This is a genomic window from Microvirga tunisiensis, assembly GCF_009296175.1.
In the GTDB taxonomy this organism is placed as follows: domain Bacteria; phylum Pseudomonadota; class Alphaproteobacteria; order Rhizobiales; family Beijerinckiaceae; genus Microvirga; species Microvirga tunisiensis.
Genome location: NZ_VOSK01000189.1, coordinates 1 through 13000 on the forward strand (window position 1 = coordinate 1; position 13000 = coordinate 13000).

Below are 13000 nucleotides of genomic sequence, written 5' to 3' on the forward strand. Positions count from 1 at the left end.
TAGATCGTGTGGGTGCTGTGCGAGAATGAAGCGTCTGCTGAGGGCGAGTAGAGCATGAGCGGCCTCCGGGGTGAGGTGACCGCCTTACCTCACCAATCCGGCGGTCACTGGCCCATGAGATCTTTTTTCGGCGAACGCCGGATCAACCCGCTCACCGAACCAGGTCTCGTGCTTGCGCCAGCGCAGGCCTTCGTGGAGCAGGATCTCGTCGATCCGGCTGCGCTGCATCGCAATCCCTTTGTGCTCGTGCAGGTAGGCCGCTAATCGGTCGAGCGTCCAGGCGGCAAAGGGCAACCCGAGTGTCTGCGGCTTGCTCAGCGCGCTCGCGATCACGGTCGCGGTCTGCTCGGGCGAGTAGGTCGGCCGGCGGCCTGAGCGATGCCGGTCCTTGAGGGCTTCCAAGCCTTCCGCGTTGAAGCGGCGGATGCGCTTGCGCACGGTCTCGCCATCAAGGCCGACCCGGGCAGCAATGACCGATGCACTCTCGCCGCAACGGGCGCGCCAGATGATTTGCGCACGCTGGACGCGGTAGGCCCGAGCGGTGCGGGAGTGGGCCAACGTTTGGACCGCTGCACATTCCGCAGGGGTCAAGTCCCGTAAGCAGACCAGTGCCATGGGTCACCTCCGCCAGCAAATCAGAAGGGACTGCCATTATACCCCTCTACCTGCCGGATGCACCACTTAGAACGGAGCGACTTTCCGGGCCTCACGCTCCTCGATCTCTGCCAACTCCTCAAAGAGGTGAGCGATCTCAAGAAGCTGATGCTTGGCATCGCTCAGCGAGACCATCGTGGCTGCGCTGCGGGCTTCCTCCGCTTGCCTGCGATAGTCGGCAGCCCTGTCCTGTCGAGTAGTGTACACGGTGTGCCCCTTGCCCAGCTGAGGAACTTACCAACGAGCGGCAGCAGCCTTTGTTCGTGGTTCAAAATGGGTATGCCAGAGCGACTATCATGCGAAATCGCGCAGCGGTTTCGCGAGGGTTCAGGACAGCCGCACCACCGGCCAAGCCAATCTAACAGCGGGGTAGCAGTTGATCCTTGATTACGGCGGAACTCGTATTCCGTTGCGGAGGTTCGTCTTGAGGGGGATCATACGCATAGCGTCGCCTTCCGACAGGATTCGCTAGACGCGGGTTCCGACCGGTGGCTTCTATAACAAGGTCGGGAGGAGCGAATGAGCATCCATCACGAGGTTTTCTCGATTGGAATTGAGGAGGAATACCTCCTGATCGACCCGGAATCGCGGGCGCTGGCCGGACGGCAGCCCGCCGGCTTTATGGGGCGGTGCAAGGAGATCCTCGGCTCCCGTGTCACCCATGAATTCCTCCAGAGCCAGGTCGAGATCGGCACCGGCGTCTGCCGCACCGTGGGCGAAGCGCGCGCGGAATTACTCGACTTGCGCCAGGCCGTTGCCGCCTCGGCCGAGGAGTTCGGCATGCGGATGATTGCGGCCTCAACGCATCCCTGGTCGCATTGGCGTGACCAGGAGCCGGTGGACATGGAGCGCTATCGCATCCTCGGCGCCGAGAACCGCAGTCTGGCGCGGCGAATGGCGATCTGCGGAATGCATGTCCATGCCGGGATTGAGGACCTCAACCTGCGTGTCGACCTGATGAACCAGGTCAGCTATTTCATGCCGCATCTCCTCGCCCTTAGCACCTCATCTCCTTTCTGGGAGGGCCACGACACTGGCCTCAAGGCGTTCCGGCCGATCATCATCGGTGACCTGCCCCGATCGGGTCTGCCGGAGGTCTTCGAGAGCTGGAACGACTGGACCGAGCTCCTCGAGGATCTCGCCACGACTGGTGTGGTCACTGATCCAACGAAGATCTGGTGGGACCTTCGACCGAGCTCGCGCCATCCAACACTCGAGATCCGGATCTGCGACGTTTGCACCTGGCTTGAAGACGGCCTGACGATCGCGGCGCTCTATCAGTCAATCCTGGCCTTCCTGCTGCACCTGCGCAATAACAACCAGCGCTGGCGCCAGTACCGGCGCATCCTGATCCTGGAGAACAAATGGCGGGCACAGCGCTACGGGGTTGAGGCCGAGCTGGCGGACTTCGGCAAGCGGATCGTCGTACCGGTCCCTGATCTCACCGACGAATTGATCGAGATCCTGCGGCCCCATGCCGAGGCGCTCGGCTGCATCGCTGAAGTGGAGCATGCCCGCACCATCGCGCGGCGCGGAACCAGCGCCGATCACCAACTCAAGGTCTACCATGACGCACTCGCGGCGGGCGCCAGCGACCATGAGGCACAGGTGGCTGTGGTCGACTGGCTGGTCGCCCAGTCAGTGCAGCCTGACAGCCCTGCGCCTTCCCAAGCCTCTCCCACCGAGTTGCAATTCGGGCAGCAGCCCCCTACCTGACTGGCTCGGCGGGAGCAATCGCTCGACAACATCCGCTACGATCTCCTCATCGAGCAGGTTAGCACGTTACATGAACATTCAACTGAGCCAGCCTGGCTTCGGCGGGGCCGATCGGGCATCTCCAGTACGGCGGCACCCACAGGTCGCGGAGCTGCTGACCAACGGCCAGCCTGCCCCAGCGGCCATTGACGATTTCCTGGCGAACCATGCATTCCCGCTCGTCGAGCCTGGGGCGGCGACCTTCGCTTGGCGGGGCGCGGCCGACCATGTTGATCTCCTGCGATGGATCCACGCCGGTGAACGCGCCCACTTCGAGCCAGTGTCGGGGACCGACCTTTGGCTGCTGCGCCTGCCTGTCACGGACGGGGGCCGGTTCGAGTACAAGCTGGCGATCGGGCGGAACGGTGGTGAGGAATGGATCCTGGATTCGCTCAACCCGGCGCGGGCCCGTGATCCGTTCGGTGAGAATTCGGAGTGCCGCACCTACGGTTACATCCGCCCCGAGTGGAGCGAGCCGCGTGGGGCTCCCGCCGGGCGCATCGAAGCCGTGGAGGTCAGAAGCACGGCTTTTGGTGAGCGCCGCGAAGAGCAGGTCTATTTACCCGCCGGCTATGCGGCGGAACGACCTTACCCCTTGGTCATCATCCATGATGGCCAGGATTTCGTCTCCTACGCTGATCTGTCTGTTTCGCTCGACAACCTGATCGAGGTGGGCGACATTCCACCCGTTGTGGCGGCCTTGGTCCAGACACGCGACCGGATGGGGGAATATGCCCACGGGCGCAGGCATGCGCGCTACCTTGTCCTGGAGCTCTTGCCGGTTCTCCAGAGCCGCTATCGGATCTCGGAGGACCCCGAGGACCGGATCGTGATGGGCGCGAGCCTCGGGGCCGTAGCCTCGCTCTCAACCGCCTTCCGCTACCCCGGCGTTTTTGGCGGACTGGTGCTGCAGTCCGGGTCCTTCATCCTTGACGAGCGCAAGCTCGAGCAGAGGCCTCATCCAGTGTTCCACCGCATCGCACGTCTTGTGCAGGCGCTCCGGCGGGCACCGCAGGTACCCGGAGCCCGTGCTTTCGTCTCGACGGGCGAGCTCGAGGGGCTTGCCGAGGAGAACCAGGCGCTCGCAAATTTCTTGCGCGAACGCGGCATCAATGTTCTCTTCAAATCTGCCTGGGACGGGCACCACTGGCACAACTGGCGCGATCAACTGCGCGACGGGCTGGTGTGGGTCCTGCGTCGGGAGCAGGAACAAGAGCGCTGACAGCGGGTGGCTTCAGCCCCTCCCGGTCACGCAACGGGAGGGGAGAAGATGGCCGAGCGTACCGTCAACATCGGCCTGTCGCTGGGCGCCGACATCTGCTGGCCGATCTGCTACGAGAGTTTGCTCGACGGCCTGAAGCTCGATTTCGAGCACGGCAGTGATCGGCTGCGCTTCCACTGCGAAAGGGTGACGATTGAGCCGTTCAACCTGCAGCAACCGGTGAGGTATGACCTGGTCATCGACCGCCTGACGCACTGGTATTCAACCAGCCGCGAGTGGATCAAGAAGGCGATCGTGCTCAATGACCTCTACGTCTACAACAATCCCTGGTCCCTGCAGTCGAATGAGAAGCACACCTCTTACTGCGCCATGATGCGCCTCGGCCTGCCTGTCCCGGAGACTTGGCTGCTGCCGCCCAAGGCCTATGACGTGACCGACGATCTCGAAGCGACGCTCAGGCAGTATGCCCGCATGTTCTCGCTCGAGGAGATTGGCGCCAAGATCGGCTATCCCTTCTTCATGAAGCCTTATCATGGCGGCGGCTGGAAGGGCGTGACCAAGATCGATGATCTTGCGGGCTTCCAGAAGGCCTACGACGCCAGCGGCACCGAGGTGATGAACCTGCAAGCCGCGATCCTGCCCTACGACTGGTTCGTGCGCTGCATCGGGCTGGGGCCGCAGCTCCGCAAAGTAAACTACGATCCCTCCGCGGCACTCCATGACCGCTACCGCATGGATATTGGCTTCCTGCCACCCGAGGACGCGTCGGTGCTCGAGGACATGACGCTCACCATCAACGCCTTTTTCGGCTGGGATTTCAATTCCTGCGAGGCATTGGCGCGCCATGGCGTCTGGCACCCCATCGATTTCGCCAATGCCTGCCCGGACAGCCAGGTGACCTCGCTGCACTACCACTTCCCCTGGCTGATCAAGGCGAACCTGCGCTGGTCGATCTTCTGTTCCGCGACTGGGCGCAAAATGCGCCGGAACCTCGACTGGGAGCCGTTTTACGCCGTCGCCGACCGCGACCTCGAACCCCGTGAGCGGTTGCGGGAGTACGCCCGCATCGCGCACGAGCGCTTCGAGACCGAACGGTTCCGCGATTTCTGCCGCACCCGGCTTGGCCATCTCGACGCGCTTGCCTACGACTTTTTTGGCTCGGAGCGAATGCGCGATGCGATCCACCAGAAGGTGAGCGCCCTTTTCCCGGCGCACGAGATCGAGGAGTTCACCGAGCTGTTCTGGCACCGCGTTCAGCTTTGGCGCGAACAGGAGGGTGCGCGCGGTGATCAAGACGGGTTCTAGGTGGTATTCGCCGCGGCTTGAGCAGGAGATCACGCTGATCCGGTGGGGCCATTGGGGCAAGCCGGTTCTCCTGTTCCCGACCGCAGGCGGCGATGCCGAGGAGCCAGAGCGGATGGGGCTGATCGGCGCGATTGAGCCGCTGATCGAGGCAGGCCGGATTAAGGTCTATTCCTGCGACAGCGTCGCCGGGCGCGCGCTTGCGGCGAAATGGGGCTCGGTCGAGTATCGCTGCTGGCTGCTGAACCAGTTCGAGGACTACGTGGCCCATGAGGTCGTTCCGGCGATCCGAACCGATTGTCGTGATGACAGCATCGAGATAATCACAGCAGGCGCGTCTATCGGCGCGTTCAAGGCGGTCGCGGTGACCTGTCGTTATCCCTGGCTCTTTCGCGCCGCGATCGGGATGAGCGGCACGTACGATCTCGAGCGCCTGCTTGGCTTCCAGGGGACCGCTGATTACTATTTCTCGGCGCCGATCTGCTTCATGGCAGGCCTCGGGGAGGGTCCGATCCTCGATGCACTGCGGCAGCGCTTGATCCTGATGGCATTCGGTCAGGGCCGCTGGGAGGATCCTGACGAAGCCTGGCGCATGGCGCATCTGCTCGGCGGCCGGGGCGTGCCGAACCGGGTCGATGTCTGGGGGCCCACCTACGATCACGACTGGGCGACCTGGCGGCAGATGCTGCCCGTCTATCTCGACCAGCTGATCCCCTGACGCAGGCGCGACATGAACGTGCTTTTCATCGAGCCCGCCTTTCCCGCCAACCAGCGCGAGTTCGTGCGCGCCCTTGCGTTGATCGGCGCTCATGTGCTCGGCATCGGGGAACGGCCTTACGACTGGATCGACGACGAGGCCAAAGGCTGGCTCGGCGGCTATCAGCAGATCGCCTCAGTGACAGACGAGGGCGCACTCGAATGGGCGGTGCGCGACGCACAAAGCCGCATGTGGATCGACCGGCTCGAAGCAACGATCGAGGCGCATATTCTGCCGGCAGCTCGTGTGCGCGAGCGCTGCACCATCCCGGGCATCTCGGCGCGGACCGCCTATCTCTGCCGCGACAAGGTGGCGATGAAGGAGGTGCTCCGTCGCGCAGGCGTACCGACTGCCGCCTCGACCGGCGTATCGAGCGAAGCGGAGGCGCGCGACTTTGCCGAAGCGGTTGGCTACCCGGTGATCATCAAGCCCCGCGCCGCCGCTGGCGCCCTGGGCACGTTCCGCGCCGGGAACCCGGGCGAGCTTGAGGCAGCCGCGCGGGCAAGCGACCTCGCCGACGGTGCCACGGCGGCGATTGAGGAGTTCATCGAGGGACATGAGGGCTTCTACGATACGCTCGCCATCGAAGGCCGCATCGCGCACGACTTCATCAGCCACTACTTCCCGAACGTGCTCGACGCGATGCGCGCCCGCTGGATCTCGCCCCAGATCATCGCCACGAACCGGATGGACGCGCCGACCTATGTGGAGGTCAAGGAAATGGGGCAGCAGGTGATCGAGGCGCTCGGCATCGGCACCGCAGCAACTCATATGGAGTGGTTCTTTGGGCCTAAGGGCCCGAAGTTCTCCGAGATCGGCTGCCGCCCTCCGGGTGTTGGGCAGTGGGATAGCTACAGCGCCGGCAACGAGTTCGATCTCTACCACGAATGGGCGCTGGCGGTCTGCCATCATCACACCGATCGCGCGCCCTCGCGCCGCTACGCTTGCGGCCTCATCGCGTTACGGCCCGATCGCGACGGGCGCATTGCCGGCTATGAGGGAGCCGACGAGATGTTCCGCAGGTATGGCGACCTGGTGGTCGGTCATCACTTTCCGGTCCTTGGCACGCCGACGCAACCCGTAGAGGCAGGCTACATGGCCAACGCCTGGATGCGGCTGCGCCACCCGGACTTTGACGTACTCCATGGGATCCTGAACGAGATCGGTGAGCGGGTACAGGTGCGCGCCCATTGACCAAGTCACCGGCTTATGCGGCTCATCGGCATCTTCGGTTTGGGGCGGGTCTGTCACAGGCTGCTTTGCGTCCTCGCCAACAGTCTTGTTGGTCACGGAGACGCCCTACCCTGCTCGCTCAACCTCGTCCTTGATCCATCACCTGAGTTCAGTCTGTTTGCCATCAGCACAGTAGAGCCATCAGTGCCTGGATGATGTCACCCATGGAACCAGTCTGGTTGAGCCAAGAGGCGCTGGCTAAAGCCGGGAGACCTTCACTCAAGGTGTTGGCAGGATAGACAAGGAAGGGAACTGCCTGCTTGTGAAGCTCGCCGATCAGATTGCCAGCAACGCCATCCTTGAGGATAGGTGCAACCACGGCCACATCCGGGCTGAAGCGGGCCAGCCAGTCCAGCGCACTCTGACCTGAAGTCAGCGGGCCAGCGACAAAGAAGCCCGCCTCCTCCAGGGCATCCGCGAGATCAAGCCCCACCTGCGGATCGTCTTCGACGATGAGACACAACGGCTGTCCGGTTGATGTCGGCATCGGGTTGCTCCGCATCAAAGGCGGCTGCTGAGATGGTGCAGCAGCCCTGCCCCATGAAGTCGAACGTAGTCACTTGGCATAATGTCCGCTAGCGCCCAGTAATGAGCAAATTCAAAGCCTATCGGGAATGTGAACGCCCGATGCGCCGTCGAGCGTGTTATGGCTCACCCAGAACCGTCCAACCAAGCTTAGCTTTTCGAGTGCGGATGCTCCTCGCCTGTAAGGAATGACGGAGCATCGGCATAGCCGCAAAAGTCCCGGACGACCAGCGGCATCCCCAGAGTTCCCAGGCTCTCGCGGTTCAGGTCGATCCTCATGATTGACCGGGCGGACTCCGCGACTGACCGTGGCCATCATGTGGGTTGGGAAAGAAAAAGCCCCGCAAGGGAGCCTGAGTTTCAGGGAGGACCAATGAATTCCCAGCCCACAGTCAGTGTCATCCCGGCACGGGGGGCAGGTCAATTCACCAAGTCTTTCAGACTATGAAGAGACAACGATCCTGTGCCTCAGCGTGCGGGAACACACCGCCGACATGGCAGCCCAGTGCCATCCTATCTCGGTCGCTATCGCCTCATCCCTGACTGGTGAGATAAACAATGACCATGAGAGGCAGCGAGCTTTCCAGCGGGGCCTTCCCTGATTTGGCAGATGTTGACCTTGCGCCGCGTTCGCCTGCTTCCTCATCAGCCTCTCGTAAGGAGACCGTCCATGCCCGCCACTCACCTCCGCCTTGTTGCTGTCGATGGTGCGCAGATTGCGCCTGCTCCTCGGTGCCGTGTTCGTGATGCGGCCCGCCGCGAAGAACGCGAAATCATGATGGCCATCATCCGGGAGCATCTGGGTCACATCACGCATTCCATAGGCCGCATTCAGGCGCTGGCAGGAGAATTGGAAGCAAACCTCGGCATCTCTCTGCCGGATTGCACTCCATGGCCTCGCCGAGACGCCCTGAGTGTGCCGCCTGACGCATCCGCCTGATCCGTCACGAAAGCACAATACCGCGGTCGCTCTTGGACCTTCCTCTCTTGAGGGGACCATCAACCCCCGAGGCAGTATGAATCATACTGCCGATGCCCCGACGGTAGCCGTTGCGGATCAATCCTGCGCTGAGCTCAAATAGCGTGACACGTTGTGTTTCGACGAAATTCTAGTGGCTGCTATCGGGGTTCGGGACAGATGCGGAAAGGACCAATACGGGTGATTGCGACCGCATCATTGCTTGGGTGGTCCGTTCTACCACTGGACTCTGCTTGGGCCGAGCAGCAGCCCTTCTCCTCTCCGACTACATCTACGGTTCCAGAGAACGCACAGCTACGCTCCCTCACGAAGCAAGCCCAGACGCCAGATGAGCATATGGAGGAACTCAGGATTGGCCTTGAGCAGCTTGCGCGGTCCTACGCATCCCAGGAGGCCCATATGGCGCAGTTGAGGCTAGGCCTGGAACAGCTTGCCCGGAGCATCAACTCCGTTGGCAATTAACCTGTCTGAGCATAAGCCAAGCTCATGTCGGCCGGTCATCCCGATTGAGAGATAGGCAAGCACATACCTTTTCATAGCCGGAGCGCCCTATAGCTTCCACGCACCAAGCGTTTACCTCTCGCTCGTATGCGATGAGTGGGCTGTGTTGTGTATCAAGCCTCCAAAGAGAAGCCCCGCTTCCCTTCCCCTTCGCTCCGACCGAGAATGACACACTCCGGAAAGCGTCTCAATAATCGGGCAAGAGGCGGTGCATCATCAGGGGGAGTTCGATCTCGACCTGCAGCCCTGCCGGATCGAAGGCGAGGCGCACCTGCGCCTGGCACTGGGTCTGGAGAACGCGCTCAAGCAGGGTGACGCCGAAGCCATGGTGCGTCGGTGTGTCGACAGGCGGTCCGTTGCGTTCACGCCATTGCAGGTGAAGCGCGCGCCGGCCATCGGTCGTCACCACATCCCACGTCGCGGCGACGCAACCCCTGCGGACAGAGAGTGCGCCATACCGCGCCGCATTGGCGGTCAGTTCGTGAAGCGCCATGCTGAGCGGAATCGCGAGATCGGCCGTCAGGTTCACCTCCGGCCCCTCCAGCGTGAAGCGCTGATGCCGCTTGTTGTGGAACGGCTGGAGCTCGCATAGCAGCATCTCACGCAGGAGGGCGGTCTGCCAGTAATCCTCCGCCAGCAGCGTCTGCGTCTTGGCCAGCGTCGCAAGGCGCGACGAGAAGGTGCGATTGAAATCCTGGGCGCTCGTCGTGCGCGCCATGGCGCTGGCCAGGGCCTCGACGACCGCGAGCGTGTTGCGCACCCGGTGGTGCAGTTCGCGTACGAGCAGCGCCTGCCGCTGCTCGAACCGCTTGCGCTGGTCGATGTCCTGGATGACCCGCACGCTGTAGTGGAACCGGCCGTCGCTGTTGAACACCGCTGTCGATGACATCTGCAGCCAGGCGCTCGCTCCGTCCTTGCGGATGAAGCGCCGCTCCAGCGAATAGGTCTTCAAGTCGCCGGCGATCTGCCGCTTGTACAGGGCCTTCTCGGTCTCGACGTCGTCCGGCGGAATCAGATCGAACAGGCTCAGGGCCAGCAATTCGTGGCGCGAATAGCCGGTGATCGATGACAGGCCCTTGTTCACCGTCACGAACTTCCCGTGCTCGTTGGTCTCGCCGATGCCGACGCTGGCGTGCTCGTGGGTGGTCCACAGGCGCTCCCGGCTTTCCCGCTCGGCCCGGGTCTGGACGGCATTCTCCGCCGCGACGGCGGCAATCTGGGCGAGGTGGACGAGGATGGCCTCATCGTCGGGCGTGAACGCGCCGTGATCCTTGTCCGACAGCATGAGCACGCCGAGCAGGCCGCCCTGCACGCCGGTGATCGGCACCGCGAGCAGCCCCTCAATCACGAGAAGGTCGGACACTGCATTGCGCACGCCCTGGAGATCCGGAAGCCGGCTCAGCTCCGCCGCCGTCAGCCGCACGGGTTGGCCGGTCTGAACCACGTGCGTGTAGACGCCGGTGCCGCTCTGCGCGATCACCGATGTAGGGAACTCGCGATACTTATCCGACACCGACACGATGACGGGGTTCTCTGGCCACAGGACGTAGGGAACCGTGTGGGTCGAGGCCCAATGGGTGCCGACGATCAGGCGGGCCTGCTCGGTGATTTCACGAAAGATGATCTCAGGCAGGCCCGCCGCGGCGATGCGCGTGCAGGTGGCGGCAAGCGCCTTCAGCTGTTCCTGGTGCCGGTGTGCCCGCGCCAGCAGCCCCTGCCACTCCTGTTCGACCAGGATGCGGTCCGTGATGTCGTGATGGGCCACGACCGCATAGATCGCGCCCTCATGGTCGAGACGGGAGGCGCGCAGCTGGAACCAGCGCTTCTCGGTAGGCGAGTGGCAGGGATATTCGAGCGAGAAGCTGCCCGTGCCCGCGAGCACTGAGCGGATTCCCGCAGCCGCCGCGCGCGCGCAGGCGGCGTCCCCTCCGGTGGCGCGGTCGCAGACGTCGAGGTAATTGACCCCAACGGACGATGCCTCCCTGGCCTGATTGGCCTCACCGAAGGTGCGCCAGGCCTTGTTGACAGCGATGATGGCGCCGGTTTGGTCGAGGACCGCCACCGGGCCCGTGAGGGCGTCCAGGATGTGCTGCGCAGGGGGAACTGGGACGATCCCGTTCTGCTCCGACGTCCGGTTCATCGGGCTTCATCCGTGAGGACACGAGAGCTCGTAGGGAAACGGTCAGCGCGAGGTCCGGTTCGACGGCATTTTCAAAGGAGCCGTACTTATCTGGGGGATCGTTTGAGACACTCGCCCCTCGCCCCAATCTGTCCTTCCTACCAAATGCTGGAACGCATGAGGTTGTGTGGTGCAGCTATGGAGCGCTTGAGGGCAACTCTCTTTGACGGGCAGGAGTGCATGAGGAAGTGAGTTATAGCGGAATGTGGGTGATGACGGTTTGAGAAAGGCGACGTATCGAGGCGGGTGTCGAGCCTGCCAGAACCTCTTCGAGAGAGCGATACGTCATGACCGAGACCACCAACATTGTTCGCCTGCGTCAGCCCGACACGATTGATGATCCCCTGACCGATATTCTCCGGGCCGGCGCCCGTCAGCTCTTGGCCCAAGCCATCGAGATCGAGGCCAAGGCTTATCTCGCCAGCATGCGCGAGCTGAAGCTGCCGGATGGCCGTGAGCGCCTGGTCCGCCACGGCCATGGCCCGGTGGAGGTCAGCCGGGCTAAGATCCGCGGGAGGATGACATAGGCGGCGATGCCATAGGTGAGGCTCACGGCCAGAATCCAGGGCAGCCGTTGGTCCGCGGTGTCGAAGACCACGAAGACGATCAGCCAGACAGAGAAGATGCCCAACCCGACGACTACCAGGCGTTGCAGGAGGCGGTTCAGCACTCTCATGATCCAGGCTCCGTCACGATCGGCGCGGCGGTGCTCAGCAATCCGTGCAGATGCCCTTCATGACCTTCTCATCGATGCGCTTGGCGCGTTGATCCATCTGTTGGATGGCTTTCGCGTCATTGGGCGAGAACTCCTTGGCCGGTGGTGGCACGGTATTGCTGTCGAGCATCCGGTCAATCTCTGCGCCAGACGGGATCTGAATTTCTCCCGAGGGCGTAAATGGTCGATTGCTGTCCTGCGCCAGAGCGGGACCTGCGGTGATCAACGAACCGAGGATGATGAGCTGGAGATAACGGTGCATCGTGATGACTCCCGAATGAGGATTCCGGCCCTGTCCTGGACCGCGGCCGTCCTGTCCCGACGGGTTTGTGCCGCACGGCGGGAGATGACATCCGGGAGGAAGTATCTCCCGTTCCGGCAGCACCTGCTTGACCGAATGGGACGGGGACTGGGCGACCCAAGATTTCGGCTAGTCGTAAAAGCCTTTCAGACACGGAAACGATGGCAGAAAGGACGCTGTGCCGTTTACGAATTGGCCGCCACGAGCGTTACGGTCGTCACGCCGCCCGCGATGTTGAGACCAACCTGCCCCTCGACCGAAATGGGCTGTAGCGAGAACGCACGCCCCGTGCCGCCGGTAAGCACATTAGCGCCGAGTCCGACGCCAAGCGTGGCCTCGGCGCCGAGGCCGGCATAGGTTCCCGCCAGCGCGCCCCTCGGCAACCCCGGCGCCGCGGCGATGACGCCCCAGACGAGATGTCCCGCCGCGACTTCACCGAGCGCAACACCGAATTCATCGATCTTGCCGGTATAAGAGTCGACGAGACCGCCTCCGTTCGGCGTGAAGGTGCAGCGCAGGGTCTGTTTCTGGACGACGAACAGGCCGATGCCGGCCGAGACATCGCAGGCGAGAGTCCCGACCCTGACGGAGGATTGCGCAAGAGCGGGTGCCGCCGATGCAAGGAAGGCGGCACTCAGGGCAAGCGCGGCAATGTTCAGTTTGTTGGCAATGCTCATGACAGGCGTTCCATGTTCACGGGGTTGTCAATGGTGAAGGGTCGGCGATTGCGGGTTTCGTTGTCGTCACGGGCGCATTGCATCGCCTGAATTGCTCCCTGATTTTGGATCGTTGCCTCATCTGATTTGCTCCCGAGCTCTGGCGAGCTGCGGGGGCGATGATGAGGCAGGTGAGCATGACAACACGCAATGAGCTGATC

At 62.9% G+C, this 13000-nt stretch carries 14 protein-coding genes and 1 pseudogene; 7 read left to right on the top strand and 8 right to left on the bottom strand.

Going from position 1 to position 13000, the window contains the following annotated elements:
- Positions 1-84: 84 nt before the first annotated feature.
- Positions 85-615, bottom strand: coding sequence for a helix-turn-helix domain-containing protein (locus tag FS320_RS28665; RefSeq protein ID WP_152715679.1), 531 nt, complete (start codon positions 613-615; stop codon positions 85-87).
- Between the two features lie 66 nt (positions 616-681).
- Entirely contained in the window at positions 682-861 is a 180-nt protein-coding gene (locus FS320_RS28670; protein ID WP_152715680.1) for a hypothetical protein, read from the bottom strand.
- A gap of 312 nt (positions 862-1173) precedes the next feature.
- Between FS320_RS28670 and FS320_RS28675 the strand changes: the two genes are divergently transcribed.
- The 5 genes from FS320_RS28675 (at position 1174) to FS320_RS28695 (ending at position 6884) form a co-directional block, all read left to right on the top strand.
- Positions 1174-2370 carry a carboxylate-amine ligase gene (locus FS320_RS28675; RefSeq protein ID WP_152715681.1) on the top strand — a complete coding sequence of 399 codons (1197 nt, stop codon included), beginning with the start codon at positions 1174-1176 and terminating at the stop codon, positions 2368-2370.
- 70 nt (positions 2371-2440) lie between these two features.
- Positions 2441-3631 (top strand): alpha/beta hydrolase, encoded by a 1191-nt coding sequence (locus FS320_RS28680; protein WP_162003299.1) that lies wholly within the window; start codon positions 2441-2443, stop codon positions 3629-3631.
- 48 nt (positions 3632-3679) lie between these two features.
- Positions 3680-4936, top strand: a complete 1257-nt coding sequence (locus tag FS320_RS28685) for an ATP-grasp domain-containing protein (protein ID WP_152715683.1) — start codon at positions 3680-3682, stop codon at positions 4934-4936.
- Positions 4917-5651: an alpha/beta hydrolase-fold protein gene (locus tag FS320_RS28690; RefSeq protein ID WP_202882907.1), complete on the top strand. Its 735-nt coding sequence runs from the start codon at positions 4917-4919 to the stop codon at positions 5649-5651. The genes FS320_RS28685 and FS320_RS28690 overlap by 20 nt, the downstream gene beginning before the upstream one ends.
- 12 nt (positions 5652-5663) lie before the next feature.
- Complete coding sequence (locus FS320_RS28695) at positions 5664-6884, top strand: ATP-grasp domain-containing protein (protein ID WP_152715684.1); 1221 nt, start codon at positions 5664-5666, stop codon at positions 6882-6884.
- A gap of 163 nt (positions 6885-7047) precedes the next feature.
- Here the strand turns inward: FS320_RS28695 and FS320_RS28700 are convergent, their stop codons facing one another.
- Together FS320_RS28700 and FS320_RS49875 are read right to left on the bottom strand one after the other, a co-directional pair.
- Positions 7048-7410: a response regulator gene (locus FS320_RS28700; protein WP_152715685.1), complete on the bottom strand. Its 363-nt coding sequence runs from the start codon at positions 7408-7410 to the stop codon at positions 7048-7050.
- Between the two features lie 188 nt (positions 7411-7598).
- The gene (locus FS320_RS49875) at positions 7599-7727 is read right to left on the bottom strand and encodes a hypothetical protein (RefSeq protein ID WP_274597228.1); all 129 of its coding nucleotides are present in this window, start codon (positions 7725-7727) and stop codon (positions 7599-7601) included.
- A gap of 391 nt (positions 7728-8118) precedes the next feature.
- Between FS320_RS49875 and FS320_RS28705 the strand changes: the two genes are divergently transcribed.
- Positions 8119-8388, top strand: coding sequence for a hypothetical protein (locus FS320_RS28705; RefSeq protein ID WP_152715686.1), 270 nt, complete (start codon positions 8119-8121; stop codon positions 8386-8388).
- A 727-nt stretch (positions 8389-9115) separates the two neighbouring features.
- Here the strand turns inward: FS320_RS28705 and FS320_RS28710 are convergent.
- Positions 9116-11068 carry a PAS domain S-box protein gene (locus FS320_RS28710; protein WP_152715687.1) on the bottom strand — a complete coding sequence of 651 codons (1953 nt, stop codon included), beginning with the start codon at positions 11066-11068 and terminating at the stop codon, positions 9116-9118.
- A 326-nt stretch (positions 11069-11394) separates the two neighbouring features.
- On the opposite strand from FS320_RS28710, the pseudogene FS320_RS28715 reads away from it, so the two are divergent.
- Positions 11395-11625: pseudogene (locus FS320_RS28715) on the top strand (IS256 family transposase); the annotation flags it as partial.
- 192 nt (positions 11626-11817) lie between these two features.
- Here FS320_RS28715 and FS320_RS28725 read toward each other — a convergent pair.
- The 3 genes from FS320_RS28725 to FS320_RS47245 all read right to left on the bottom strand — a co-directional run.
- Entirely contained in the window at positions 11818-12084 is a 267-nt protein-coding gene (locus FS320_RS28725) for a hypothetical protein (protein WP_152715689.1), read from the bottom strand.
- A gap of 224 nt (positions 12085-12308) precedes the next feature.
- Positions 12309-12800 (bottom strand): DUF992 domain-containing protein, encoded by a 492-nt coding sequence (locus FS320_RS28730; protein WP_152715690.1) that lies wholly within the window; start codon positions 12798-12800, stop codon positions 12309-12311.
- On the bottom strand, positions 12797-13000 hold a 204-nt coding region (locus FS320_RS47245; RefSeq protein ID WP_210252225.1), incomplete at its 5' end, for a hypothetical protein. The genes FS320_RS28730 and FS320_RS47245, both read right to left, overlap by 4 nt.